The 24,335-nt window shown below is 57.7% G+C and carries 23 protein-coding genes and 1 pseudogene; 12 read left to right on the top strand and 12 right to left on the bottom strand.

Annotated features, from left to right (window positions below; genetic code table 11):
- Positions 1-345: 345 nt before the first annotated feature.
- The 3 genes from JQ629_RS35635 to dctP all read right to left on the bottom strand — a co-directional run bounded on the left by JQ629_RS35635 (position 346) and on the right by dctP (position 5,067).
- Positions 346-546 carry a hypothetical protein gene (locus JQ629_RS35635; RefSeq protein ID WP_212416599.1) on the bottom strand — a complete coding sequence of 67 codons (201 nt, stop codon included), beginning with the start codon at positions 544-546 and terminating at the stop codon, positions 346-348.
- Between the two features lie 1,504 nt (positions 547-2,050).
- On the bottom strand, positions 2,051-4,045 hold the full coding sequence (locus JQ629_RS35630) for a putative bifunctional diguanylate cyclase/phosphodiesterase (RefSeq protein WP_212416598.1): 1,995 nt from the start codon (positions 4,043-4,045) through the stop codon (positions 2,051-2,053).
- Complete coding sequence (gene dctP, locus JQ629_RS35625) at positions 4,045-5,067, bottom strand: TRAP transporter substrate-binding protein DctP (RefSeq protein ID WP_249135514.1); 1,023 nt, start codon at positions 5,065-5,067, stop codon at positions 4,045-4,047. Before dctP ends, JQ629_RS35630 begins: the two co-directional genes overlap by 1 nt.
- A gap of 250 nt (positions 5,068-5,317) precedes the next feature.
- Here dctP and JQ629_RS35620 point away from each other — a divergent pair, with 250 nt between their 5' ends.
- Positions 5,318-5,512, top strand: a complete 195-nt coding sequence (locus JQ629_RS35620) for a hypothetical protein (RefSeq protein WP_212416597.1) — start codon at positions 5,318-5,320, stop codon at positions 5,510-5,512.
- A gap of 872 nt (positions 5,513-6,384) precedes the next feature.
- Here JQ629_RS35620 and JQ629_RS35615 read toward each other — a convergent pair.
- Positions 6,385-6,834 (bottom strand): hypothetical protein, encoded by a 450-nt coding sequence (locus JQ629_RS35615; protein WP_212416596.1) that lies wholly within the window; start codon positions 6,832-6,834, stop codon positions 6,385-6,387.
- 719 nt (positions 6,835-7,553) lie between these two features.
- On the opposite strand from JQ629_RS35615, the gene JQ629_RS35610 reads away from it, so the two are divergent.
- Positions 7,554-8,333: a hypothetical protein gene (locus JQ629_RS35610; RefSeq protein ID WP_212416595.1), complete on the top strand. Its 780-nt coding sequence runs from the start codon at positions 7,554-7,556 to the stop codon at positions 8,331-8,333.
- Between the two features lie 722 nt (positions 8,334-9,055).
- Here the strand turns inward: JQ629_RS35610 and JQ629_RS35605 are convergent.
- Positions 9,056-9,865, bottom strand: coding sequence for an outer membrane protein (locus JQ629_RS35605; RefSeq protein ID WP_212416594.1), 810 nt, complete (start codon positions 9,863-9,865; stop codon positions 9,056-9,058).
- A 132-nt stretch (positions 9,866-9,997) separates the two neighbouring features.
- Between JQ629_RS35605 and JQ629_RS35600 the strand changes: the two genes are divergently transcribed.
- Positions 9,998-10,345 (top strand): addiction module antidote protein, encoded by a 348-nt coding sequence (locus tag JQ629_RS35600; RefSeq protein WP_212416593.1) that lies wholly within the window; start codon positions 9,998-10,000, stop codon positions 10,343-10,345.
- Positions 10,346-11,539: 1,194 nt separating this feature from the next.
- Positions 11,540-12,343: an adenylate/guanylate cyclase domain-containing protein gene (locus tag JQ629_RS35595; protein ID WP_249135512.1), complete on the top strand. Its 804-nt coding sequence runs from the start codon at positions 11,540-11,542 to the stop codon at positions 12,341-12,343.
- A 37-nt stretch (positions 12,344-12,380) separates the two neighbouring features.
- Here JQ629_RS35595 and JQ629_RS35590 read toward each other — a convergent pair whose 3' ends face one another.
- Positions 12,381-12,569, bottom strand: coding sequence for a hypothetical protein (locus tag JQ629_RS35590; protein ID WP_212416592.1), 189 nt, complete (start codon positions 12,567-12,569; stop codon positions 12,381-12,383).
- A 350-nt stretch (positions 12,570-12,919) separates the two neighbouring features.
- Here JQ629_RS35590 and JQ629_RS35585 point away from each other — a divergent pair, with 350 nt between their 5' ends.
- Both JQ629_RS35585 and JQ629_RS35580 read left to right on the top strand, forming a co-directional pair.
- Complete coding sequence (locus JQ629_RS35585; RefSeq protein WP_212416591.1) at positions 12,920-13,150, top strand: hypothetical protein; 231 nt, start codon at positions 12,920-12,922, stop codon at positions 13,148-13,150.
- Positions 13,151-13,559: 409 nt separating this feature from the next.
- Complete coding sequence (locus JQ629_RS35580) at positions 13,560-13,982, top strand: ester cyclase (RefSeq protein ID WP_212416590.1); 423 nt, start codon at positions 13,560-13,562, stop codon at positions 13,980-13,982.
- A gap of 87 nt (positions 13,983-14,069) precedes the next feature.
- Here the strand turns inward: JQ629_RS35580 and JQ629_RS37655 are convergent, their stop codons facing one another.
- A complete protein-coding gene (locus tag JQ629_RS37655) occupies positions 14,070-14,201 on the bottom strand; it encodes a hypothetical protein (protein ID WP_283815986.1) in 132 nt (43 codons plus the stop codon).
- A gap of 100 nt (positions 14,202-14,301) precedes the next feature.
- Between JQ629_RS37655 and JQ629_RS35575 the strand changes: the two are divergent.
- Positions 14,302-15,258, top strand: a pseudogene (locus JQ629_RS35575) (IS3 family transposase); the annotation flags it as partial.
- On the opposite strand, the gene JQ629_RS35570 reads toward JQ629_RS35575, so the two are convergent.
- The 4 genes from JQ629_RS35570 to JQ629_RS35555 all read right to left on the bottom strand — a co-directional run bounded on the left by JQ629_RS35570 (position 15,253) and on the right by JQ629_RS35555 (position 18,071).
- A complete protein-coding gene (locus tag JQ629_RS35570) occupies positions 15,253-15,585 on the bottom strand; it encodes a MaoC family dehydratase (protein WP_212416589.1) in 333 nt (110 codons plus the stop codon). The pseudogene JQ629_RS35575 and the gene JQ629_RS35570 sit on opposite strands and share 6 nt — an antisense overlap.
- A gap of 210 nt (positions 15,586-15,795) precedes the next feature.
- Positions 15,796-16,053 (bottom strand): PepSY domain-containing protein, encoded by a 258-nt coding sequence (locus tag JQ629_RS35565; RefSeq protein ID WP_212416588.1) that lies wholly within the window; start codon positions 16,051-16,053, stop codon positions 15,796-15,798.
- Positions 16,054-16,724: 671 nt separating this feature from the next.
- A complete protein-coding gene (locus tag JQ629_RS35560) occupies positions 16,725-17,555 on the bottom strand; it encodes a class I SAM-dependent methyltransferase (RefSeq protein ID WP_212416587.1) in 831 nt (276 codons plus the stop codon).
- A 267-nt stretch (positions 17,556-17,822) separates the two neighbouring features.
- A complete protein-coding gene (locus JQ629_RS35555) occupies positions 17,823-18,071 on the bottom strand; it encodes a DUF6894 family protein (protein WP_212416586.1) in 249 nt (82 codons plus the stop codon).
- A 687-nt stretch (positions 18,072-18,758) separates the two neighbouring features.
- Here JQ629_RS35555 and JQ629_RS35550 point away from each other — a divergent pair.
- Positions 18,759-19,925 (top strand): MFS transporter, encoded by a 1,167-nt coding sequence (locus JQ629_RS35550; protein ID WP_249135510.1) that lies wholly within the window; start codon positions 18,759-18,761, stop codon positions 19,923-19,925.
- A gap of 343 nt (positions 19,926-20,268) precedes the next feature.
- On the top strand, positions 20,269-21,000 hold the full coding sequence (locus JQ629_RS35545; RefSeq protein ID WP_249135508.1) for a class I SAM-dependent methyltransferase: 732 nt from the start codon (positions 20,269-20,271) through the stop codon (positions 20,998-21,000).
- Positions 21,001-21,119: 119 nt separating this feature from the next.
- On the opposite strand, the gene JQ629_RS35540 is transcribed toward JQ629_RS35545, so the two are convergent.
- Positions 21,120-21,557, bottom strand: coding sequence for a gamma-glutamylcyclotransferase family protein (locus JQ629_RS35540; RefSeq protein ID WP_212416584.1), 438 nt, complete (start codon positions 21,555-21,557; stop codon positions 21,120-21,122).
- A gap of 148 nt (positions 21,558-21,705) precedes the next feature.
- Between JQ629_RS35540 and JQ629_RS35535 the strand changes: the two genes are divergently transcribed.
- From JQ629_RS35535 to JQ629_RS35525, 3 genes are all read left to right on the top strand, one after another.
- Positions 21,706-22,494 carry a class I SAM-dependent methyltransferase gene (locus JQ629_RS35535; RefSeq protein ID WP_212416583.1) on the top strand — a complete coding sequence of 263 codons (789 nt, stop codon included), beginning with the start codon at positions 21,706-21,708 and terminating at the stop codon, positions 22,492-22,494.
- Positions 22,495-22,827: 333 nt separating this feature from the next.
- Positions 22,828-23,124 (top strand): hypothetical protein, encoded by a 297-nt coding sequence (locus JQ629_RS35530; RefSeq protein ID WP_212416582.1) that lies wholly within the window; start codon positions 22,828-22,830, stop codon positions 23,122-23,124.
- A gap of 330 nt (positions 23,125-23,454) precedes the next feature.
- Complete coding sequence (locus tag JQ629_RS35525) at positions 23,455-24,144, top strand: cyclase family protein (protein ID WP_212416581.1); 690 nt, start codon at positions 23,455-23,457, stop codon at positions 24,142-24,144.
- Positions 24,145-24,335 lie beyond the last annotated feature (191 nt).

The following is a 24,335-nucleotide window of genomic DNA, read 5'->3' as shown; positions in this document are numbered from 1 at the left end:
AGTCTCTGCAGTGAAGCGCCCGATGCAGGGCTACTCGCCTAACCGGAAAAGTGGGCGCGATTGCCAAGCCCTAGGCCTCGTTGCCGCTGGAATCGTTGTGCTGTCGTTAGAGAGCGTGGGAGTGGCCTTGGTGCTCTTTGGCATCGCAGGCTGGCTGATCAGTTACGCGTAAGCCCCAACAGGCCAGTTTCGAGGTCATTCGCAGAGCGTTCAGGCACTTACGACAACCAAGTGTGCACGTACCCTCCAGAGGTGCAAACCTGCGCGCTCAGCGCATTCAACGGGTCCCCTTTTGCCCTCGAAATTCTTATGATTTTCCCAGTTCGGACTTCAAAATCAGAGGCTTTACACCCGCTGCTGCTGAGCTGAGAGCTGGAGTGTGTCGCGCTGGAATTGGGCGACTACAAACAACGCGACCACAGACATGATCAGCGCATTCATCAAGAGACGGCCCCGCACGTTTTGGTATGCGATTTCGGATTGGTAGCCGGTTTGCTGATCGGCGGGGTTGGTGTGGCGCTGCGTGGCCTCGCCTTCAGTCTCCATCCGGAGCTTGTCTTAGCCATAGCTGGAGCTATCATTGGCTACCGCGCGGACACCAAAAGAGATAGGGCGGTCCCCAATATAAAGGATTCCGCAAACTGAGGCGGCCTCTCGGCAATCTGGCCGTCGCCAGCTCAACCACATCGTGCCCGCTCCCCCGGAGCCGAAACAGCCGCGGCCAAGACAACCCGAGTGGTCAGCTCTTGCACAAGCCCTTGGGCGTCCAATCATGATGGATGGTCGTAGAGGGCTTGGACGACTCGTGAAGGATCAGTACGAGGGCCCGGCGTATCTCAGTCCCTGTGGCCGTCAGGTGCATTGGCGGCCCTCCCGGTACGATGACGGGCGGGCCTCCTGCGCGGCCAACCTGCTTGCCGTCCGGAGTTTCTAAACACATTTCTCCAGCGACAGTGTACCAAGCCTCCGGTCCAGCGTGAGTATGAGTTCGCGATGTCATCCCAGGCGTGAAAACCGCTTCCATATACTGTGCTGAGTACGTACTGGGACTGATCGGAAGAGGGCCGATTTGTGCGATACGTTTCCCGCCGGGAGCGCGCCATTCCTTGTTATCGATTGTAAGTAGCCATACTGCGCCGAGAGCCTCTACGACGGTGCTGTGAACACCCTTTGCCGCTTCGCCGGCCGCTCGTGTTGGGTACTGATCTAAGTGCCAAAATGTCTCGGTCTTCGCAATTTGCCCTACGAGCTGCTCGGCGATAATCCAGCATCCCACATCCAGAGTTCGTTCCTTAACGGGTCGGCATGTCCCGCCCGGGACGGGCTGCGCTTGCGATGTCTCGGCGGAAAACAACGTTAGTCCAGCCAGAACTGCAGAGACTATCAACTTCATGCCACGCTCCCATTGAGCCTGAACATTGGTCCTCAAACGCCCCATTTCAAACTGAGACACTACCAAAAGTTTGGTTCCGGCGAAACGGGAGTTGTTCGATAGGCTGGCCCCGCATCTGAGCAGTCTTGCGTATCATGTCGAAGAAGCCACGCTCCATTGAAAGCCCCAAAAACACGGATCATGATCGCCATCGCCTGGGCCTCGTTGCTGCTGGAGTCGTTGTGTGAGAGCGTGGGAGTGGCTTTGGTGCTCTTCGGTATCGCAGGTTGGCTCATGCTATGGCGTAGCGGCTAACTGCACCCGTTTCGAGGTCGTTTGCTGAACTCCTTACGACAACCAAGTGGCCTCCTTTCCCAGGAGGTGAACGCCTGCGTTCTCAGCGCCTTCTACGGGTCCCCTTTTTGATCTGAAATCCTTATGATTTCCCCAGCTCGCGCTTCAAAAACTCGGAGTAAACCCCGCGCTGCTGCTCGGCTCATCGCTGGGGTGTTCGATTCTAAAAATCGGGACCTCCATTTTCAAAACAAACTCGGCTTTTTGCGTCAGACGATGGTTGCGCCGCACTCGTTCACCGCTAAAGGTAACACCGCAGTAAGACGCACGTCACTGGTGTGCAGAGGGACGCAAGCCCATTTGATCCGTGTGTCCGTACCCCTTCTAGCCCGTCGAAGCCTCTATCATCCCCTGTCTAACGGCGAGAGCGAGACGCCGCTTCGGGTGCGATTTCCTAAAGCTCTTGAGAATCTGAGCGCCGATCTCGGAGGCGGGCATCGGCCGCCCGAAGAAATATCCCTGCACCTGGTCTGCATTGACGCCATCAAGGAATGCTACTTGCTGTGCGGTTTCGACGCCTTCGACCGTTATCCGCATGTCGAGTTCGCGTCCGAGTGCGATAATCGTCTTTACTACCGTTCCGGCGTTCTTGCCGGAGGTGTCCATGCCGTCCATAAAGCAACGGTCGATCTTGATCTTATCGAACGGAAAGCGCCACAGATAACTAAGACTCGAATAGCCTGTTCCGAAATCGTCCATCACGATCGAAACGCCGATCTTCTTGAGCGCTTGTAGTTCCGCCAAGACGGCATCGGTGTTGCGAAGCAACAGACTCTCCGTGATCTCCAATTCCAGGCGACCCGGCGCCAGACCGGCGTCCTTTAGCGCACGCGCGACAATCGTGCTGACATTACCGGATTCGAATTGGGCCGGCGACAAGTTGACTGCTACCGTCAGCGGTTCCGGCCAGCATGCGGCGGTTTTACATGCTTCCCGCAACACCCATGTGCCGATCTGGTCGATCAAGCGCATATCCTCCGCAACAGGAATAAAGGTCAATGGCGGAATCAAAGAACCGTCATCGGCGGGCAACCGTATGAGCGCCTCGAATCCAATAAGATCCTGATTTGATATCTGGAAGAGCGGTTGATAGTGCAGGATAAACCGCTCATTTAGCACCGCGTCGCGCACCCTCTTCTCTAGTTCGGTGCGAACCCTCATCGCTTCATCCATTTCGGGCGCAAAGAAGCGGAAGCAGTTGCGGCCATCGGCCTTGCTTTTGTAGAGCGCTAAGTCTGCGCTCTTCAAAAGGCGCTCTGGATCGGCCCCATCCAACGGTGCCACGGAGATGCCGACGCTGACAGTGGCAATGATTTCATTCTCCCCGAATTTCATCGGAGCGACCAGTGCAGAGGTGAGCCGTCGCGCAAACGCCTCGGCCTCAGCCCTGTCGTCTATCCCTGTCTGAACCACAATAAACTCATCACCGCCAAGCCGGGCCGCGAAGTCGTCGACACGAATGATTTCACGCAGGCGTTCAGCTATGGTCCTGAGCAGGAAGTCGCCGCCGTCATGCCCAAGGGTGTCATTGACCTCCTTGAAGCGATCGACATCGAGAAAGTGCACGGCGAGGCAACCACCACGCAACGGAAGGACGGCCAGCGCAGTTTCTAGTTTTTCAACCAGTTGAGCGCGATTAGCGAGGCCGGTCAAAACGTCGTGATGCGCGAGGAAACGGATACGCCGGTCTGCCTGCTGCTTTTCCCTGGTCCTCCGGTACCAGGCGATGAATGGAATCAAAAAGGCAAGACTGGTCAGCAAACACAACGACGCAGCCGCGATGAGGAACGTGCTGTAGAAATTGTGGTGCTGTTCGGTGAGGTCCATGTAGGCAGCGACGACAGCAATGGGACGGCCGTCGAGCAAGACCGGAACATAGGCATGCGCGAATAATGTAGGAAGGTCGGTGGACTCACCCTTCTTCACGTCAACGATCGGCTTCCGAAGGGTGACGGCGTGCGCGGCATCGGCACGGTATTCTGATACATCAACGAACGCGATTTTGCCGCGCTCCGATATCAACTGTGAATATCCCTCGCGGTTGAAAATTTCATAGCGGAAGACCTCGCCGGATTTACGGATCGACTGGAGGAAAGCCATGCTCGCGGCGGAGGGCTGCTCGCCGTCGGCGATCTGCTCCAGGTCGGTGACACTGGCCGCCAGGAAGGTCGCCCAACTGCGAGCGGTCGAAGTTGCATCCTGGTAGAGAAGATGATCCGTCGTGACCTTCACAGTGGTCCATGTACCAGCGACCAGGATAGCGAGGACGGCGACTAACCCTCCGACGTTGTTTCTTACGGCATTTTTGGTGAGGGACATCACTGCGAGATTGTCGGAGCGGTCCGCAATTTTGTCAGCTCGGTTTCAGCTTTTTGAAGCAGCTCCTGGTGCCTTGGATTGTTCTTGAGCCAGTCGGCGACAACTGACTTGAAGACACTCTGCGCCACATCAAGGTCCGACGATGATGGGAACACGATATTACGCTTTGGGTCCGATTTCAGTTGTTCCAGGGCCAAATCGTCCGACCGGTCGTAGCTCTCGATGAAACGCGCAGCTGCCCATTCGCCGCTGTATTTGCGAATAATATCCTTGGACGGCTTCGGCAGCGCTTCAAACGTCTTTCGGTTCATGATAAGCGCCAGCGGTGATCCGCTTGTGCCCAAGAGGTAATGGTTGGTGACAACTCGCTTGATGCCGTAATCGCTTAGGGGGGTTTGTGACACGGCTGCGCCGTCGATCGTTCCGCTGCTGATCGCGGCGGCGATCCGGGTGATTTCGACCGGGACCGGCAAAGCACCGAACTTCTTCAGCGCGGCGGCTTCGCCGGAATTATTGACGCGGAGCCTCTTGCCTTTCAAGTCGTCGATCGAATTGATCGCCGTCCGGCTGTGAATCGTCGCCGGCTCGGTGACGTAGGCTCCGATCACGATAAAGTCTTCATAGCCCCTCAAGGCGTTTCCCGCGATCAACCGGGTATAAACTTCGGTTCCCTCCCGCGTGTTGCGGAACAAACCAGGTAATTCAACGATGGAATTATCCGGAAATCTTTCCGACGAATATCCGGGAACGACGAAGGCAATATCGGCCTCGCCATCGAGGACCACCTGGGGCTGTCGAGCGATATCTCTTCCAAGCACGCCGCCCGAATAAAGAACGATTTCAAGCAGTCCCTTGCCTTCCGCATTGACGGCGTCGACGAATGGCTTAACCGCGGCAAGATAGGCTGTTGAACGGTCGGAACTGAAGAACGCAAGCTTGAGTGTAATCGAGTCGGCGTTGACCACGCCCGGGTAGAGCGCGAGAGCGAGCAATGCACAGCGAGCGAACAGTTTGAACATCATTCCACCCTCTTCGATGGCGACACCAAAATTAGTTTCTTGGTTGACGAGTCGGAATACAGACGAGAACCGCAACTCCACTAGGATTGCGATAGCGTCCGGCGCCGTACAGACGTTCCGATGAGGGTCTAACTACTGATCCAACGGGTTAATTAAACTGCCGATGATTCGCGCTCATTGTCGGAGCTTCGCGATGGCGCTCCCCCCGCGGGGTCGCCACGGAACCGTTTCGCGAGGAGCGACTTGGTAACCCATGCAAACCTTCGAGACGAACGATCCGAAACTCGCGAGACGCTGCCGCTATGATCAGCATCGCGGCCAAAAAACAGCTGTTACGGTAGAGGGATCGGTCGTGACGGGGTTGGTTCATTCAGTCATGGAAATTGAACACAGCCAGCCGACGCGCTGGATCATCACGGTCGTTGCCAAACCGCGCATCGCAGCCTAACGGGCAAGCAATCTTCGCCCGCTCGTCCTAATGCCGTCAGGTGGCGCGCGGAGCCGACCCTATTTTGGCGCGACCAATTGACCTTGGAGCCAGTCCATTGTCGCTTTGGACTGCATGGGGTCACCGAGCTTTACCGCCGTCTTAAGTTGATGCGAGCAACGATGACATTGAAAAGGTCGAAGGTCATAACCTGACGGACCTTCTTGAATGCGTCCCAAGAACATTTCGGATCGGCACTTCGAACAGTTTATTTGCCGCAAATGGGCATGATGCTCATCCCTAAGAGGCGGGAGCACGACACTCTCTGTCACCGGTAGTTTGCCTTTGAAGTGGCGGTGATAGGAACCAGTATTGATTTTTGAGTCCGATTGGCTGGTCAATACTGATCAGGTGTTCGCAGACAAATGGGAATTGCCTAACACCACCTTTCAGCGGTCGTCGGAATTTTCGGCAAATTGGACTTCAGCAATCTTACGCGCGACACCCGATATGGAAATTGGAGCGGCGCCAAATGCCGGTGTGCCCTCAGGTTAGAAATGGTGATCAATCTCAAGACCGCCAAAATGCTCGGCCTTGACGTACCTTTGGATCTTCAACGACGAGCGTACAGGATAAACGTACCTACCCAACGCTCTTGCTGCCAAAGCTCAACGTCGTGCTTATCGACAGATTGCCTAGCATGCAGCCTGGCTGTCCTGTCATCGGGCGATGAGAATTTCAAACGACTGATGATCTGACGATCCGCGCTGAGGACGAAGGCCTGATACTCGTGCATCCAGGCCGTATCTTCGAACAGTCTGAAGTCAAGCGCAGTCACCGATGAAGCATCCTGAATATCGTAGCTGGGCTCCAGCCCGTCACTCGGGTCCTAACTACTCAGGAGGCCCTAAAGTTCCACTGTTCAGTGTTGCGCGCTCCAATCGGCGAAGCTTCGCTGCTTTTCTCTTTGCTGACTTAGAAGGCTTTGGCGTCGCCGCGATCAACACACGCAAGAGACGCTCAGTGCGCTCAAGATTTTCGGCAGGAGCTTCAGCCCGCGCAAACGCCGACAACAGGCCGGTGACTTTGGGTACGCCATCTTCACCGTTGAGGCGCTTCTTACTTTTCAGGTACCAGTTGAGCCTTCCGGCTTTACTCGTTGGCCTCGTGCTACTGATGAACGCTGTGACCGTGGTACCGAACCCTTTGTTATGACCGCTGTAGGTTCGCAGGCCCGCGCATATCCGCGTCCAAACCAGCGCAGCGGTGCGGTAGGTTACACCAAGCTCAGCCTGCACATCCCGGATCGTCACAAGTACGTAACGCCGGTTTGAGCTGAGCATGTGTATTGCTCTCAACCAATCCCGAAGAGGCACCTTAGAACGCTCGAATATCGTGCCGACTGTTACGGTGAACTGCCCGCGACAGGCCTTGCACCGGTACAAGCCGTCACGGTGAGAGAGCTTCACCCCGCCCATCTTCGCAACGGCTGGTCCGTGGGCTCCGCAATCGACCTTGGGGCACACATGGCCGGTAGGCACCGCAGAACCTCCAGCACCTCTCGGGCGGTGGGCTCGTCAGTGAATATGGGATTGGTTGATTGAAAAGCGCTGGGCACTAACCAACCCTATCAGAGCTGTTTTTTTAAGTATGCAGGCTTGGGGTATCGGGTACAGGAGTCAATGGCTTAGCTGTGCCCATCAAGGGCTTAGCCGCACTCGTGCCCACTTATAGAGGAAGGCGCTGCCTTTCGTCCCAAGGGCTCAAGCCCTCTCCCGGCTGCTCTCAGTCACTGTCGGTTTTCTTAAGTATCAACAGACCCCCAGTTTGCTGATCAATGCGTGGGTTATCAATGGGATGTACCATCCAAGTGGGCACGTACTGACCAAGACGCGCCTACACCCGATGTCATGAGCGTCGCGGCGAACACACGCAACCTCTCAGATCACCCGCGCCTCTCTCGGTTCCCTCAGCGCCGTGTGCGCTCAATATCCCCAAACCACCCTGTTGCACCTGCAGCGGGGCTTTAACCGCAAACGGAAGTTGAACTTGAATGAATGCTATGACCAAGAAACCCAAGAAATCTAAAGCTCCACTGCCGTTCGCAGATGCCCGCAAAGCCTGCAGAACTCCCGCCGAACAAGACGACCTAGCCCGCGTCATTAAAGCGAGATGGACCTCCGCTGAGCTTTCCGAATATGCGAGGCTATACTTTTTCCGCAATGGTCGCGATTTTCCCACACCAACATCCTACCGGCGCGCCATGAAGGACATTGCGGGCGGCTGTCGGTGGAGCGACGATGACGAGGAGCCCTCGTACCATCAACCGCTCGCATGGGTGAAGCTGTTTCGCAAGCGCGGCTCTAAGCCTATGGGTCCCCGGCGTGATGGCTTGCTCAAGCGCGGACGTGGCGAAACCCTTCGAGTCAGCAGCGCAGAGTACGCGTGGCCTGGTCACACCGAAAAATTTCGGGCGATGATCGAACAACAAGCGCGGGATTATTTCGGGATCACTCCTAAGCAGCAGGTTCACGTCAACGCGTGGGCCGCTTCTCAGCGGGCGTACTGGCGCGAGAAGAGCAAGGTTCGCGAAGAAGCCGAAAGGAAGGCCAAGGCGCTCAAGAAAGCTAAGGCACCAAAGTCTCCCACGAAACCCAATCGGCGAAAGCTCGCGCCGCAGTTTAACATGGAATGGGTAGGGCACACGGACGCGTTCCGCGAAGAGGTTGCCGTGTTGGCTCGCAAGGACAAAGGCCTCCCCAGTGACGCTTACATCGGTCCCGCTGGATGGAAACGCGCCTGCAACAAATACTACGACCTTACAGAAGGCACACCGACTTAAATGTCTGCTCACCCTTATCGCGATGTACGGCTAGACAGTCTCGAATGCCGGCACGAGCTTCCTGAGGGGTTTAGGTGTCTCTCAGGGGCGCGGAGGCGAATCGCACGGGGTTGGCGTACGCTCATGACGTTGGCACGACAGATTGCGTAAGCATCGGCAGGTTGCGGTCCTGAGCGCTGGGCTATTGCTCACGGCATGTGGCGTCGTCTGCGTTCTCAATCTCAGCCATTGAGCGGCCACAGCCAGCTAGCGCGGCGCTAAGCGCCACGACCTACATCTTGCGCATACTGTGCTGCTGGTGGTCATCCCGTCGACCTCAGCGCCCGCGCGCCCTTGGGGCTCAGCGGCAAGTGCGAGACTCGCGACTAGAAATGGGTCCCTCCGCAAGTTCTCCCAAGAGCTACTTGAAATGATTGGAGCTTTACACCCACTGTTCGGCTGAAGGCTGCATTATCTCGCGCTGGATTTTATCACGACAGCTGGGCGTTGGATGTCCGCTATTTCGCGCATAACGGACTCAAGTTCGAACATTACGGCACGTTCGCTAAGTGCCAATCGAGTCGGATAGAGCCTCTGCCAAGCCCTCCCGGTTGCGCCCGAGAACGGGTATCGACAAGCCGACCGGCAGGGCCATTGTGGCCCAAGCCGAGCGGCGCCGTAGGTCCGGCCCAACAAAAAAGCCCCGGACGATGCCGGGGCTTCTGAGTTGATCAAACGGGAGATCAGTACCGCGTTCCGGTCGCAGCACCCCAGTTGAAGCGATAGACCAGCGAAGTGCTGATCGTTTGAACGAAAGGCTTGAAGGTGATGTCGAAGCCGGTCGGGAGATTGGTGCCATCGACCCGCTCTTGGAGGTTCTTGCGATCCAGATAGGCCGCGCGATATTCGGTCTTCATGAACCAGCCAGGAGCATTGATTCCGAAGATGTTCAGGTTGTTCTCGACGCCACCGCCCACAAACCAGCCCTGAGTGTTAAAGCTGTCAGTGTGCAGACCAGACGCAGTACCGGTGTTTGAACCAAGCAGCGTGCTGCCCGTCCAGTACGTGCCCGTATAACCACCGTTCACATAGGAGAGGACGTTCGGAGCGACAAGATAACCGACGCGCGCGCCAACTGCCCAAGCCGTCTCCATTTTCGTGGTGCCGACGATGCCCGGAACTAGGCTGCCCGGAGCGGTGAAGCTCGAATCACCGATGTTGCCCTTCAGGCTACCGAAGGTGCCATCGCCGAAAATACCGAGCACCCAGTTCGCGCTCTGCCAGTCGTAACCGGCACCCACCGTGCCGAACCAGCCGTCGCCGCCAGTGCGGGTGTTGGTGCAAACGAGGCAGGGCCCCCCGGTGACATCTACGCCGCCGTTTGCAGACCAGATGCCGCCGCCGCCGCCGCCGAAAATGTAAAATCCGGTCCAGTTATAGACAGGAACCACGGGGGGCGGAGCCTTGGTATACGGACGGGCCCCAAGGTCAGCGGCCGAGGCCGATCCGGTGATTGCCGCTACCGCAGCCAGAGCGAGCACTAATTTCTTCATGTGACTATTCCTACCTGTCGCGCCGGGTGCGTCGCACCGATTCCAAAATTCAATGAAAGGAGTATACGCAATTCGGCTTGGACGGCTGTCACCGGGATGCCACACTAAACGGCAAAGTGCGCTGAGGGCTTGATGTCGGACGACGAATTTGACCCTGAACTCTACCGCGACAACCCGGGAGCGATTGCGGCGTATCTAGATGATATGTTTCGCAAAAATGACCTTCGTGAGGTTCTAATTGCTCTGAACCGGGTGATGCGAGCCCAAAACGTAAAGGCAATGGCGCGCGAAACGGGCCTTCGCCGAGACAACTTGTACAAAACATTTGGCGGTGAGATCGACCCTCAACTCGGACGTGTCATGGCTTTGTTCGATGGACTGGGCGTTCGTTTATCAGTGATGCCAGTCCCACCTAAAAAGCGCGCACCGCGGCCAAAGCTTGGACGACCGCCCAAGCCTAAGGGCCCCCTCGTATCCTGAGACGGCCGCGTTCCGCGAGCTGATGAATGCGGCCTATACTCGACCGCGTCAGCGGCCAGCATCGCTGCTAGCGCGGCTGTACATCGAGCGTTTACCTGCCAGTCGGGTGCGATGTCAGCGTTGGGCACCGCGTCGGTTCAGCGATGTCTGCTCAATGTCCGCTATTCACCCGATAGCGACCACGGAAGCCAGCCGCACATTGTCCCTCGAAGTGCATCCGGTCGATCCCGAGATGACCCAAAAGCCCTAAGGTGCTTTCCCAGCGCCCAGGGATCCAAGCAACCTATGAGCCCCGTCATGACACGAGCGAACCTTGCTGGCCCAAAGCACCGCCGCCTTGGCGCATTTCATACATGCCGTTTGCTGGACTCGGGAGAGTCCCTGAGAGCCCCTAAATCGTCCGCTACCCTGATAGCTCGGACGAGCGCAGACGAATCCATGGAGTCCTCAGGGGCTCTGAGGGCCTAAGGCGGGCAAGCGCTCGAAGAGCGCCGAGTCCCCATTGGTTTGCCACATGAAGGCAGGCATTGCCCCGACCCACCAAAACGTTCCACGTTACGGACAAGGGGGCTGAGGAGTACTAAGAACCTAAGATATAATACCTACCTACCTCCTTCTCTTCCTATGCTCTCCCCCAGGCTAGTGCTCCCTTGACCTATCTAGCGCGTCAGCGATCCGACCAAACTCTCCGAGCCTAGAAGTACCGAGCGCTCGGCGGATGAACCGTCAGGGTTGGCTTCGCGCCAACTATTAATGCGAATTGCTCATCCAGTACCTGCTCTGCAATCGCCTCCTTTGACCTTGGCACGATCAAGCTATCGTGGACCGGCACAGCAGGAATGTTGTGCTCCCTCGCAAGCCGCAGCATGGTGGTAATGACAACTCGGCTTTCGGTGACCCCCATGTCGTGTTCAACGACAATAACTGTGTTTCCGGACTCGACCAGACCGAACTCGCTCCGACCAAGCAAGATGGGCTACGTTCGCATGATGTTTAGCTGCTAGCGCATTCATCTTTTTTCCCCTGGTTAATGCACCTGATCATTGCCATTAGACGGGGTAGTTTGGGGTCTAGCTCCTCATTACCCGATCTTCTCATCCGCGCCGCCTCCCTCGGCCGTCCCTATGGTCAAGCGAGCGTGACTGGGGCAGCGGCGGCAGCGTGGCAAGATTTGCGCCCTCGCGCGAGAACGACTTGGCGTTCAAACGCTGGTGGGGCAAGAACGAGCGAGTGTCCAATAGCCCTGCTGGTGCCGCCGCGTTCGTGCGCATGAACCGTCTGATTGACATCAGCGACATCGTCTCGACGATCCGGGTTCCGACCCTCGTCCTCCACCGGACGGGCGACAGGAACGTCAGCGTCGAGGGCGGCCGGTTTCTCGCCGCGCATATTCCTGGCTGCCGCTATCTGGAGTTTGCAGGGGTCGACCACCTCCCCTTCGTCGGCGACAATGCCGACGATATTGCCGATGCGATCGAGGAGTTTCTGACCGGCTCGCTTGCGCCCGCCGCGGTCGACCGCGTGCTTGCCACGGTGCTTTTCACCGACATCGTCGGCTCGACCGAGAAAGCCGCCGCGCTCGGCGACCATCGCTGGCATGACCTCCTCGACACTCATCACACCGCGATACGGCGCACCCTCTCGCGCTTCCGCGGCCAGGAAATCAAGACGACCGGCGACGGCGTTCTTGCTACTTTCGACGGTCCTGCACGCGGCGTGCGCTGCGCTTGCGCCATCGCCGACGAACTCAGGCCGTTGGGCATTGAAGTTCGTGCCGGACTTCATACTGGCGAGTGCGAAGTGATCGGCAATGATATCGGCGGCATTGCCGTTCACATCGGAGCGCGCGTGGCGGCGCTCGCCGGCGCAAGCGAGGTGTTGGTGTCGAGCACGGTCAAGGACCTAGTGGCGGGTTCCGGCTTGCGTTTTGGTGATCGCGGCAATCATTCGCTTAAGGGTGTCCCGGGAGATTGGCGCATCTTTGCAGTCGAACGGTGAATGCGCCGGAAACGCCGCGCCGGGTCTGCTGTATAGTTCACCCTTTCTGTTTTTCTTTTGCGCTTTTTCCATCGGAGCTTTTAGAGCGTTCTTCGAAGCGATCAGCGCCCTTAGCTAGGTCGTGCCCCGTCTTGCTCTCGTTTTTCGCTTCTTCCTTAGCAGTCGCCTCGCGCAAGCCTTCAGCGGCCCGTTCCCCCGCATTTGATGATTTTCGTTCGTCATCCATTTGATGTTCCTTCCCTGATACGCTTCTCGAGAAATACTCCTTTGTCTCCCCGCTAAGCCGTAACAATTTCCAATCAGTTCGCTTGGACATTGTTCCAGTTCCGTTGAGGCTTCGTGCGCCTCCTGGCGTAAACATGACCTCAGCCGAGGCGCGCGGTCCATGTCCGCTAAACAGCGGAAAAGCCGACATCGAAGATTACAAGCAGCATGTCCGCTAAGGGTCATATCATCTGACCTGCGGTCGCCTCTGAGCCATTTCCGTTCAACCCTGCACCTCAATAGCGGACATTCGGCCCCCTTGGTCATTAGGGCTTCACCCGTTAGCCTGGTCCACATAGAACGGAGGACATGATGGCCGGGAAACTCACGCCGGAAGGTGAAGTCATCGCCGCATACGGTGCCGCTATGGTCGCGGCGTTCCAGGTGCTCATCAACTGCCTTGAAGAGAGCGACGCGCTCCTACCCGGACAGTTTCCTGACGCGCTTGGGGTCTACATGGAAGTGGTGAAGAGCCGAAAGGGTGAGGTAAGCGACATGACCCTTGCAGTGCTCCACGACATTCGGACGGCTACGCAGGATTAGCCTTTCCGAGCGCGAGAAACGAAGAGTCCCCTTTCGACCACCGGGTCCCAAATGGACGAGCTGGCGAGTCCGACCTCAAGCTCCTTTGCCCTAAAGCCCCCGCCCCTGCCGAGGTAATTGCAGCGACAAAAGCCGTGCGTCCTCTGCATAGAGTGGGCGAGATTTACGCGATTTTTTGGGTCCCGTATCGACCCACGGGACCCTTTTTGGCCGCGCTCGCCACTCGATTTCGAGTTCCTCGACTTAAAGGCTGCCGCCGCCCGGCTCAAGCTGCGGTGTTCTCGTTAATGGATGATGTATCAAAGGTGGCTTGCTTTTACGCTCCGGTTGCTGGAGTGTCCATGTTTTACGTCCTTGGGATGTGGGTGTGTTGCCACCCAGCTTTTTGCATGTGCCGGGAGGACGCGGGATGCACAAGAACCTAGAGACAGTAAGAAGCTACTTCGCCAACTGTGTTGACGGAAAAGCGGTCGATCGTGTCGGCGAATTCTTCGCCGATGATGTCATCGTTCACCGTCCCGACGTGGCGGAACCGATCGTCGGGGTCGAGAAATTCAAGCATGCCCTGCGCAGTAACGTCACCGAACGCTATGAGACAATCAAGACCACGTTTAGCAAAGAGGTTGTGACGGAGGATGTTGTCGTTGTCGCGTTGACGCACCGTGCGACCGGCTCGAACGTCTGGCACGGCTTCGATGTTGCCGGGAAGCCTGTCATATGGACGGCGCTAACCTATTTCCGGTTCAATCCGGAAGGCAAAGTGGTCGAGGAAATTGTCGAGCGCAACGAGCTGTTCATGGCAAAGCAGCTCGGTATCATCGATTACGACTGATGTTTTGATGGTCGAAAGCTTCGGCTGCGCCTACTTCTACGTTCGCTTCTCTACACCCCAGCAAGCGGCGGGCGCAAATGTTGGCAATCAGTTGAGACGACGGCTGAGCTTCCGAATGATTTCTCGCAGGCTTTCCGCGTATTCTTCGATGATCCGCCTCGCCTCCTCCACCCGCGAGGGCGTGGCCTTTTCTGAAGTCGTATCGTCGGGCCGGTTCATTGCCGGATCGTCCAGACCCCAACTACGGAGGACGTTGATCTAAATCAAGGGTCGTACGCCAAATGGGTCCCCTATCGGGCTATGGGACCCTTTGCCCGCCGCCCGCCCCCGGAAAGCGCTGGAGGAAGAGAACCGCAAGCTCAAGAAGTTGCTGGCGGAGACGATGCTGGATGCGTCGACGTTGAAGGAGATGCTCGGAAAAAACTTCTGACGCCCGGCTTGCGGAGACGTGCTGTGACCTGGGCGATCGATCAGAAGGGCTACTCGCAGCGGCGGGCCTGCAAGCTGGTTGGCCTGCAGCCGAAGACCTACCGCTATGCCTCGACGCGACCGGACGATGACGCGTTGCGGGCTCGGCTGAAGGAGTTGGCTTCGCAACGCCGCCGCTTCGGCTACCGTCGCCTGGGGCTGCTATTGGCTCGGCAAGGCGTCCGGATCAATCGGAAGAAGCTGTATCGACTCTACAAGGAGGAGCGGCTGACCGTGCGCAAACGTGGTGGCCGCAAACGGGCACTGGGCACCCGGGCGCCGATGACTAACCCGCAGGATCAGAACCTGCGCTGGTCACTCGACTTTGTGATGGACACGCTCTCCAGTGGCCGGCGCTTCCGTATCCTGACCCTGGTCGACGACTTCACCCGTGAATGCCTGGCCCTGGTCGCTGACACCTCGCTTACCAGCCTGCGTGTCGTGCGCGAACTCGACCGCGTCATCGAAAGCCGCGGCTGTCCACGCATGATCGTCAGCGACAACGGCACCGAGTTCACTTCAAATGCGATATTGGCCTGGCAGGAGGAGCTCGGGATTGAGTGGCATTACATCGCACCCGGCAAGCCCATGCAGAACGGCTTTGTCGAAAGCTTCAACGGTCGACTGCGTGACGAGTGCTTGAACGAACATATGTTCGCAAATCTAAACGACGCTCGCCAGATCATCGAGGAATGGAGGATCGACTACAACACCCAACCGACCGCACACGAGCCTCAAGGGGCTCACACCGACCGAGTTCGCAACCCGCCCCAACAGGGGCCAAACCCAGAACGGCCTCTACTTATAAACGAGGGCAAATTGGGGAGCAGGTCAGGTCACCTGAACGAACAGGCTCGACAAACTTAACGTGCCAGTCGAAGCCTCCCAAGAAGGCCCACATCCGATCCGGCTGGTTCACTATTTCATGGGACAACCGGTACATCAGAGTGATTGTGTAGCCGCCACTGGCGATCAGTCCGCCAAACGGCGATCTGGCGGCTGCCTCTGGATTGACGTGAATCGGCCACGGGTCGTTGGTGCGATTATAGGCCAGCATTTCCTCGTGATCGACGGTGTACTCCGCCGACGTCCAACTATCTCCAACATTGAAGTCTTGGAAGTACATCATACCCATGAGCGAACTCCATGCGTCTTCTCTCCGGGTGAAGGCGGGAATGCCGGCCCCCGCCCAGCGCCGTTCGGCACGTCCATTCTACCTTCAGGAGCGGACCTCGCCGGGCCGTCTCAGCATGCCCGAAAAGTGCCAACATGCGACATGGATCGATAAATGAAAGGGGCCGCCAACTGAGGCGGCCTTAGGCATCACGTGCCGTTTTTATTGTGATCAGGTGTCCTGCTTTTTGCTCTTAAGAGAGTAATCAGGATTGAACTTGAGGTCGTACCGACGACCATCGCAAGTCGCGTCGTCTACCTCAAACTCCCTGTCGCTTTGGTCCCATTCCATCTTGCCGCCGGAACAGCCTGCTGCCGTTATCGCAGATACAAGTTTGGCCCGCTCGTCATCAGTGACGGGCCGGTCTGCAGCCAAGGCTGTACCTACGAAAGCCGCAAGAACGGCGGCCGAAGCCAAAATCGTGCGCATAGCTAGCCTCCTTTGGTTATGTGGCGGACTCAAAACATAACGGCTGATTATTGGATGGGTTGCAAAGAAAAGCCCCGGCGGAACCGGGGCCTTTCGCGAGCTGGCATGTCAGCCAGCCTAAGCCGCTTGATCGCGTGGCGCTGATAGCTTCTTTGGTGGAGTGGGAATATTGGTCGCCCGGATTGTGGTTTTGGTCTCTGTTGTATGAGAACAACCGGCGCAGACGAAAACATGGGAAACCGTTGCTGCGTCTACTAGCGTTGAGCGCGACCAAATCATTTCGATGCTGCACTTTGGGCAGATTGGCGGGTCCAACTGTTCTAATGATTTCTTGAGCCTGTCCACCATGTTGTCCTTGCCGTTTCTTATCAGTGAGCGGATCAGTTTAAGGCCGTTCTGAAAATGAAACTAGGCCACGGCACCAATCAAATTAGACCACCAGAGGTCTATTTAGGCCAGTAGTACCCCGCCGCCCATGGAACCGTATCGTGAACTTGGACCAATGCGGGAAACAAGGCTGTTGGTTGACCACCGCTCTGGGTCAAAAGCGCCGTTTTGGCGGTCTGTCGGCCACTTCCGCTCTACCTCGATAAGCAGACTAGTCCGAATTCGTCGGCATGTCTCAATCGTGCCCACAGCGGAAGTGACTACGCTCCGCAATTGGTCCACGCTTAGCCGCGCCGAGCGCCGCTGCCGATGATCGCCGGCATCGGCACAACCATTTGGCCGGTAGGTGCTCGAAAGCGGGTCAGATAATCTGCGATGTAGGAGCGGACACCATCTGACGCCGCACCCGATTGAGCTGCAAGGACCGCGCGCGCACGGACGGTGCCGGCAAGAATAGATTCGATGTAGCGGTCCGCGTTGGCCACGTGCCAGTCCTGATGGAAAGAATGCGCTTTGGCATCGGTAAAGCCAATCTCCACCAGTGCTGCCAACATTCGCTCGGGCGACCCAAACTGAAAAAAATCTGGCCCGTGCGGCAAACTAACATCCATGCTCCCGCGGGCACGAACCGCCTCATAGACCAAGGCAAAACCAAAGCCGGCAGCGTCCCAAACGCTCACAGCCACTCGGCCACCAGGGCGTAGCACCCGTAGCATTTCCCGTAGAGCAGCCGCGGGCTCCGGCAAGTGCATAAGGCCGTAGCCGCAGAGCACAGCATCGAAGCTCTCCGGCGGATACGGCAGGGCCTGTGCGTCGCCTCGCTCAAAATGGCCGTTCGCAACCAAATTGCGGGCGAGTTCGACCGCCTCAAGGGAAAAGTCGAGTCCAATGGCTTCCGCGCCGCGCTCCAAAGCCCCCGCACTTAACATTGCGGGGCCGCAGCACACATCCAACACCCGCATGTTACGCGTCACACAAGCAGCATCGAGCATCGCCGCCACCGTCTGCCGCGCCACGGCACCAAAGGCCGCGTTGTATCCGCCAATATTGGTTTCCCAGCCCGATAGCTCGAACGCGGTGAATTGCTCCGGATCGCGAGATTTCTCGACGGGCATTGCTTCCACCTATAATGCGCGAGGACCACAGAGCGCTTGAGGTAGCTGCGAAACATGACTTTGATACCGGATGAAAACGGACTCAAGGCCGCTGACCGCGACTAATAGTCCGCTGTGGGTCAAACTCGGAAGTCGAACTGGTCGAGGCCGACTTCCGCTTTACCCCTCAAAGCCGACATCCGGCGGGCGGGCCGGGATGTCGTTGAGTGCCAACAGACGACATGGATTGCATCGACGAATGAAAGAGGCCGCCAACTGTAGGCGGCCTTACTTTCGTTTAAGCGGTTCTGGCAGCAGGGCTTCTAGTCGTAGTGTGGCGATCTCTCGGCCTTGCTCATCCGCTATGACGAAAGCTTCGGGAACCTTGTCTTTGCCCGACCTGATCGCGTCGGCGAGAAGTTCACGGGCGGCTTGTTGTGCTTCGTGGAGGGCCGCCCACTTGTTTGGTAATTCAAGTCCCTCGTCGTCGGCCGCGAGTTGGCCCATCTTACGAAGATGAAAATAAAAGCGAGCCATGTGGCAACTCCGATTTTAGGAGCCCGCCCAATGAATCAATCGGATCGACAATCGATTGGTTCCTATATTGGCATGAGCAAAACATGCTCAACGATTAAGGAATTGCGAGACAAAGTGGCTCTGCACTATGGGAAAGAGCCGGTGCAACTGAGTGTACTTCCCCAAGAACAAAGAAGCCGCCAACTGAGGCGGCCTTACTTCTTCGCAATTGGCTTCGTGCGCTTCACTTTAACTGCTCTATCTATGGCCGCTTGAGCAAGACCAAGCGCGATTTCCCGGCTTCTACTGGTGCCGGTCTTTGGTTGCCGGCCGGGCAGGTAGACGATCCACCTCCAGCCATCCGGGCTGGTTATGTGGACTATGCCATATTCGATGCCCTTGTGTTCCATCGACGGTGTCGATACCGCCATGGAACTTATGCGCAGTGCACAAGTGAACATCAAATCAAATCAGGCCAAAATAGGCCACTGAGGGCCGACGAATTTAATGCTCGGAGAGTTCGCTATGGGACAGACCCCGCCGAAATCAAGATTTTAGGATCGAGCCAAGATGGCTCCAGCGGGGCCGCCCGCAAAGCCGGCCCTAGTTGCCAGCCAATGTTCGCGCCGTTGATCATCCCGATGAACAGGCGGTACGCTGCGTCTTGATTTAATTCGGGAACCGCGCAGTTCTTGCACGAGGGGCGCCATGTTGAATAACCGCTGGGGCGTTCTCACCGTTCTGTTCATTGTGCGTGCCACCATGGCTGTACAGTTTTCGAGCCTTGGTGCAGTGGCGCCGTTGCTTTCACGCGAACTTGGATTCAGCATTGCTGACGTCGGCATCCTGATCGGCCTTTACCACGCCCCCGGAATTGCACTGGCACTGCCCGGTGGCGCCTTCGGTCAGCGGTTCGGCGACAAGGCAACCGTACTCGGCGCGCTTGCCCTCATGCTCGCCGGTGGCGTGCTGATGGCATTGGCGCCGTCGTGGCCGTTGCAGATCACAGGCCGACTGGTCGCCGGCGCCGGCGCCGCGATAATGAGCGTCGTGCTGACGAAGATGTTGACAGATTGGTTCGCCGGAAAGGAAACCGCAACCGCAATGGCGATCTTTATCAATTCTTGGCCGGTTGGCATCGCGCTGTCGCTGTTGCTGCTGCCGCTGCTCGGCACACGCCTTGGCGTCAGCGCTGTGCACCTCGGCGTAGCCGCCTTCATCGGCAGCTGCATGCTGCTGCTCGGGGTCTGCTACCGCGCGCCACCGGATACCGTGCAGTCCCAACCTGCAAGTCGGCACCTCGGCCGTGCTGTCGTCATGGCGCTCGTCACGGCGGGACTGATCTGGGGCTTCTTCAACATTGGAGTCGCAATGATCTTTAGCTTCGGACCATCGATGCTAGTCGAGCAAGGATGGTCGATTGCGGCCGCAGGTTCGGCCATCAGCATAGTCTTATGGATCTCGGCCGTGACGGTTCCCCTCGGAGGCTTCCTTGCGGACCGATTCCGACGTCCGCAGCAAATTATCGTAGTCAGCTGTGTCGCCTTCGGTGCACTGTTACTGGCATTGCCGCGCAGCGGCGCAGTGATAGCGACCGTCATGGCGCTTGGCGCTATTTCCGGGCTGCCGGCAGGTCCAATCATGAGTCTGCTGGCGAAGGTGCTGCAGCCGGGAACACGTGCGATCGGCATGGGTCTATTCTTTACCGTCTTCTATGTCTGCATGATGCTCGGACCCGCCGCTGCCGGCGCGATCGGCAAATGGGCCGGTAGCGCAGCGTCTGCTCTTGATTTCGGCGCCGCGATGATCCTCGCCTGCCCGCTGCTTCTTTGGCTTGGCAATCGCTTTCCGGCGTTCACAACCAAGCCTGCGTGACGTTTCGGGACGGACCGCGCGTCAACATTGCGCAGGCGGACTATTGCATTACCTCATCGGTATGTTGCGCATTGTCCGCTCTGGGTCAAAATCAGAAGTCCGGACGCTCAACCGGGAGGTCGGCTTTGCTCTGAATAACGGACATCGTCGGCGAAGCCTGTAAGGTCCGAAAAGTGCCATCAACGGACCTTGGCCAAGGGCTGCCTCTTGCCCTAGCGGCTATCTCACTACTAACGTAGCAAGCGAAACGGCAACCAAGGGGGGTGCAGTGGCTTCGTCCTCTACGTTCGTCGCCTCAAGCGGCGATGGCTATGAAATGCAGATGGGAAGGTGGAGCCGCCGTTTGGCCGAGCTGTTTCTGGACTTTTGCGGATGCTGCGATGAGGAAGTTATCCTAGATGCCGGGTGCGGCACGGGCGCGTTGACAGCAGCCATCCTTCGACGCACCAACTCTGCGAGAATCTCTGGAATTGATTTTTCTGCTCCGTATGTTGAGCATGCACGACAAACGATTCCAGACACGCGCGCTCAGTTCAGTGTTGGTGACATCTGTGCGCTGCCTCAGGACGGCAGTTCATTTGACCGAGTGCTGTCGTTACTCGTCTTGCACTTTGTCCCGGAGCCGGACAAGGCCATAGCTGAGTTGCGCCGAGTTGCCCGGCCTGGCGCGACCGTCGGCGCAGCCGTTTGGGACAGCGGTGGGCTTGTTGCGTATCGGATGTTCTTCGATACGGCTGGAGCCCTATTCCCGAACGGCAATGAGCAGCGAGCGCGCAATTTCACGTGGCCAATGACCCGGCCGGGTGAACTAGCAAAGGCATGGCAGGCTTGCGGCCTGGCCGACGTGCGCGACACTATGCTGACTATTCGAATGGAGTTTGCATCGTTCGATGACTACTGGATGCCCTATGCGGGCAAGGACGGTCCCGGTGCTCAATACATGGCAACGCTCAACTCTGACCAGAAGGAGCATCTACGAAACGTCGTTCGGATCGCGTATCTTTCTGGTGAACCGGATGGTCCGCGCTCGTACGCAGCGACTGCATGGGCAGTGAGGGGCACCGTTCCTGTCTGATGTCCGCTTTGGGTCCATTTTCGGAAGTCGACCCGCGTGCGTCCTTTGGTCCCCAGACAGCAGACGTCGCCGAGAAGTGCCAAAAGCTGCCATCGGTCAACCGCTACATTCCCTACTCGTCATGCATCAGCCTTCCAATCCAGTTCGCCTCGCGCATTCACGGTCTCATAGAGCGGACCACGAGCGAATGCTTTGCCAAAGCGATCTTCGCGTCCAACGTATATGAACGCCTTGGTCGGCAAGCGCTCGCCGCTGGCGATCGGTAACGTGACGTCGATCAGCTTACGGTCATAAGAACTGCCTTCGCGCTCAAGTTGGTCGAGCCGGGCAAGGGTTTCGTCATCGACATGGTAGATTTCGCCGCAGACCGGCTGGCCGTTCGGATCATCAAGGATCACGGGGAACATGCCGGAAGGGTGAAGCATCGTAAGCATTCGGTAGGTGCTGATCGTGGCCACGTCATCGAAGAACTCCCTGACGGTCGCAAGCATCGGATGGTTTGAGTAACCTCGTTTGAGGGTGCCGTAGACAAATACGCGATGCGTCATTGGGGTCATGGCTGGTTCTCTTCGCGGGTGCGATAACTGACGTTGCGCCCAAAGTCTCTCCTACGCACGCTTTTTTCAGTATCCGACCGCAGACTCCTGTTAGGATGCGACCAAGGGGCAGTCATCGAGGGATACGACAATTCGAAGGAGATCATTGATGGCCGAGCGGGAAATCCGCTTCGACGACGGGGCTGCCTACGAGCAAATGATGGGGATCTGGAGCCGGATCGCAGGCGACATCTTTCTCAATTGGCTCGCTCCGCGCTCGGGCTTGAGCTGGATCGATGTTGGATGTGGCAACGGTGCCTTCACGGAGTTGATTGTCGCAGGCTGCGCTCCTGCTGAGGTCCACGGTATCGATCCATCCGAGGGGCAACTCGCTTTTGCCCGTACGCGGCTCGCAGCGGACCTAGCTCGTTTTCATCAGGGCGATGCCATGGCTCTTCCTTTTCCCAACGACAGTTTCGACGCAGCCGTTATGGCGCTGGTGATTTTCTTCGTCCCCGATCCGACCAAAGGCGTCGCTGAGATGACGCGAGTGGTACGACCGGGCGGCATCGTCTCGGCTTATGCTTGGGACATTCCGGGTGGCGGACTTCCCAATGCACCGATTCAAGCTGAGATGCGCACCATGGGTATCGAGCCAGTGCTACCGCCGAGTGCCAACGTGGCGCGAATAGATGCTCTGCAGGAATTGTGGACGCGCGCAGGTCTGGAAGCGGTCGGGACACATGAGATCGCTGTTCAACGAGACTTTGATAGCTTCGACGACTACTGGATGAGCTGTTTGCTCGGAGGCGGTATCGGCCCGGTAATCGCCGCGATGCCGTCCGGTGATGTGGAATTGCTTAAAACGCGGGTTCGCTCGCGCCTGCCGGCAGATGCGGTTGGGCGTGTTACAGCCAATGCGCACGCGAACGCGGTAAGAGGTCGTATGCCAATGTGATACGTCCGTTGTGGGTCATTCGCGTCGGTTTGATCGGACCACGGCGACTTCCGGTCTACCCCGGTGAACGGACATTCTCAGGATAGGCGGGCATGTCTCAAAGGTGCCGCCAATAGGCGACATCATTCGATGATCTTGTCGTCCCTAGAGAGTGACATGCCCGGCACCTCGACTACGAGCGCTCGCGGTGGTGGCAGAAATACTGTTCGTTTCGCGGCTGCGAGCAATGCATTGAGCCCGGGACAAAGCGCTGCTTGGGCTGCGCAAACGCATACCTGAAATCCTCCTAACCAAGGTAGCATCATTGCATTCCGCGGTTCTGGAGTTGCGGAAATGCCGATCAAACCGCCCATTGTTACAGAGATGGACCTGATACGCGGTCGTCAGATTGTGCGCTCATTGATGCCCCTCAAACGGCTATCTTGCGACGATGCTCAGATCGTTGCGAGGGCAATTGCCGAAAGCTTCGCGGAGGGTCGCAAGCAAGGTTTTGATATAGCGAAGGACAACTTGCAAGCATACCCATGGTGTCCCAAGGAAGCCGCAGCGAAGGGGATGCCGCCTATTCCGGAGTTAAAGGAAGTCCTTCGGTTTCTGTCGGGAGACCATGGACAACCAATCCAGGAGTAGCTTGGTCCGGGCCTTCCCGCCAAATTGGGAATTCAGAAACCGTTTCCAACTCGCGAAAGACCGCAGAATGCGGACTTGCTTCGCACTGTCTCCGGATGCGCTCGAAAGCCTAAAACGAATATCCCCAAGGGCTTGAAGGGTGCAACGACAAACAACATGACGACAAGCGGGTGAGAGCCGTCAGAAGAGGATCGGTCCATCGTTCGCGCAAGAGAGCCATGCCCCTTTGTCTTGGCGCAGTACTGGAACGACGCCTTCGAGACGTCCTCTCGCCGAGCACCGGCCCGGCGAGACAAACCGCAACAACCAAGAGCCGCTAAGGAGAACCCCATGGAAATGATCGATCTGAGCCGTGACCTGTTCCACCGCACGCAGACGCATCCCGCCCACCCTCCAGTGATCATCTCCGTGTGGTACGACCACGCCGAGAAGAAGCGCGCGGGAAACACAGACTTTTCCTCCAAGGCTTTGTCCATCGCCTTCAGCGATCATGCCGGAACACACGTGGATGCGCCGGCGCACTTCGATTCCCGTCCCGATGCCCTTTCAATCGACCAGATGCCGCTGGAGAAATTCTATACGTCCGGCATCTGTCTTGATCTGTCCCACGTACCGTTGCGCCATGCCGTGACGGTCCCGGAAATGGAAGCGGCCCTGGCGGCTTCCGGGCAGGAAATCCGCGCCGACGACACCGTGCTGCTGCACATGGCCACTAACGATCGCCTGTTGGGTAAGCCGGGCTACCTCCACGATTTCCCCGGCCTCGCGGTGGAAAGCGTGCATTGGCTGGCCGACCGGGGCATCGGCATGTTTGGTGTGGAGGCGGTGAGCCCAGCCCCCGAAGGCGAACCCAACTTCCAGGCCCATCTCGCATGTGGCGAACGGGGGATCACACACATGGAATGCCTTGCCAATCTCGACAAGCTTGTGGGACGCGGTCGATTCCGCTTCATCGGCTTTCCACTCAAGATCCGCGGTGGCACCGCAAGCCCCATCCGCGCCGTCGCGATCTTCGAGTGAACTCGCCAAAACCTGCACGCGAGTGCTCCCGCGACCCTTCTCCCGGACATTAACCCGCAACGAGGGCAGAGGATGTTGAAGCTTCCGCTGCACGACCGATATGGGTGTCCGCTCTGGGTCATGTGTGGACGACGCCCGCATTGCAAGGAGATTCTGACGTTCGGCTTGCGGTCGGGTGCAAGTCATGTGTC

The sequence above is a fragment of the Bradyrhizobium sp. AUGA SZCCT0222 genome (genome assembly GCF_018130205.1).
GTDB lineage: Bacteria > Pseudomonadota > Alphaproteobacteria > Rhizobiales > Xanthobacteraceae > Bradyrhizobium.
This window is presented reverse-complemented; position numbering and strand designations above follow the sequence as displayed.

Excerpts from the sequence above, each read along its gene's own strand:
- JQ629_RS35635 (WP_212416599.1), bottom strand. The coding sequence starts at position 546 with ATGGAGACTGAAGGCGAGGCCACGCAGCGCCACACCAACCCCGCCGAT.
- JQ629_RS35630 (WP_212416598.1), bottom strand. The coding sequence starts at position 4,045 with ATGTCCCTCACCAAAAATGCCGTAAGAAACAACGTCGGAGGGTTAGTC.
- dctP (WP_249135514.1), bottom strand. The coding sequence starts at position 5,067 with ATGATGTTCAAACTGTTCGCTCGCTGTGCATTGCTCGCTCTCGCGCTC.
- JQ629_RS35620 (WP_212416597.1), top strand. The coding sequence starts at position 5,318 with ATGCAAACCTTCGAGACGAACGATCCGAAACTCGCGAGACGCTGCCGC.
- JQ629_RS35615 (WP_212416596.1), bottom strand. The coding sequence starts at position 6,834 with ATGCTCAGCTCAAACCGGCGTTACGTACTTGTGACGATCCGGGATGTG.
- JQ629_RS35610 (WP_212416595.1), top strand. The coding sequence starts at position 7,554 with ATGACCAAGAAACCCAAGAAATCTAAAGCTCCACTGCCGTTCGCAGAT.
- JQ629_RS35605 (WP_212416594.1), bottom strand. The coding sequence starts at position 9,865 with ATGAAGAAATTAGTGCTCGCTCTGGCTGCGGTAGCGGCAATCACCGGA.
- JQ629_RS35600 (WP_212416593.1), top strand. The coding sequence starts at position 9,998 with ATGTCGGACGACGAATTTGACCCTGAACTCTACCGCGACAACCCGGGA.
- JQ629_RS35590 (WP_212416592.1), bottom strand. The coding sequence starts at position 12,569 with ATGGATGACGAACGAAAATCATCAAATGCGGGGGAACGGGCCGCTGAA.
- JQ629_RS35585 (WP_212416591.1), top strand. The coding sequence starts at position 12,920 with ATGGCCGGGAAACTCACGCCGGAAGGTGAAGTCATCGCCGCATACGGT.
- JQ629_RS35580 (WP_212416590.1), top strand. The coding sequence starts at position 13,560 with ATGCACAAGAACCTAGAGACAGTAAGAAGCTACTTCGCCAACTGTGTT.
- JQ629_RS37655 (WP_283815986.1), bottom strand. The coding sequence starts at position 14,201 with ATGAACCGGCCCGACGATACGACTTCAGAAAAGGCCACGCCCTCGCGG.
- JQ629_RS35570 (WP_212416589.1), bottom strand. The coding sequence starts at position 15,585 with ATGGGTATGATGTACTTCCAAGACTTCAATGTTGGAGATAGTTGGACG.
- JQ629_RS35565 (WP_212416588.1), bottom strand. The coding sequence starts at position 16,053 with ATGCGCACGATTTTGGCTTCGGCCGCCGTTCTTGCGGCTTTCGTAGGT.
- JQ629_RS35560 (WP_212416587.1), bottom strand. The coding sequence starts at position 17,555 with ATGCCCGTCGAGAAATCTCGCGATCCGGAGCAATTCACCGCGTTCGAG.
- JQ629_RS35555 (WP_212416586.1), bottom strand. The coding sequence starts at position 18,071 with ATGGCTCGCTTTTATTTTCATCTTCGTAAGATGGGCCAACTCGCGGCC.
- JQ629_RS35550 (WP_249135510.1), top strand. The coding sequence starts at position 18,759 with ATGTTGAATAACCGCTGGGGCGTTCTCACCGTTCTGTTCATTGTGCGT.
- JQ629_RS35540 (WP_212416584.1), bottom strand. The coding sequence starts at position 21,557 with ATGACCCCAATGACGCATCGCGTATTTGTCTACGGCACCCTCAAACGA.
- JQ629_RS35535 (WP_212416583.1), top strand. The coding sequence starts at position 21,706 with ATGGCCGAGCGGGAAATCCGCTTCGACGACGGGGCTGCCTACGAGCAA.
- JQ629_RS35530 (WP_212416582.1), top strand. The coding sequence starts at position 22,828 with ATGCCGATCAAACCGCCCATTGTTACAGAGATGGACCTGATACGCGGT.
- JQ629_RS35525 (WP_212416581.1), top strand. The coding sequence starts at position 23,455 with ATGGAAATGATCGATCTGAGCCGTGACCTGTTCCACCGCACGCAGACG.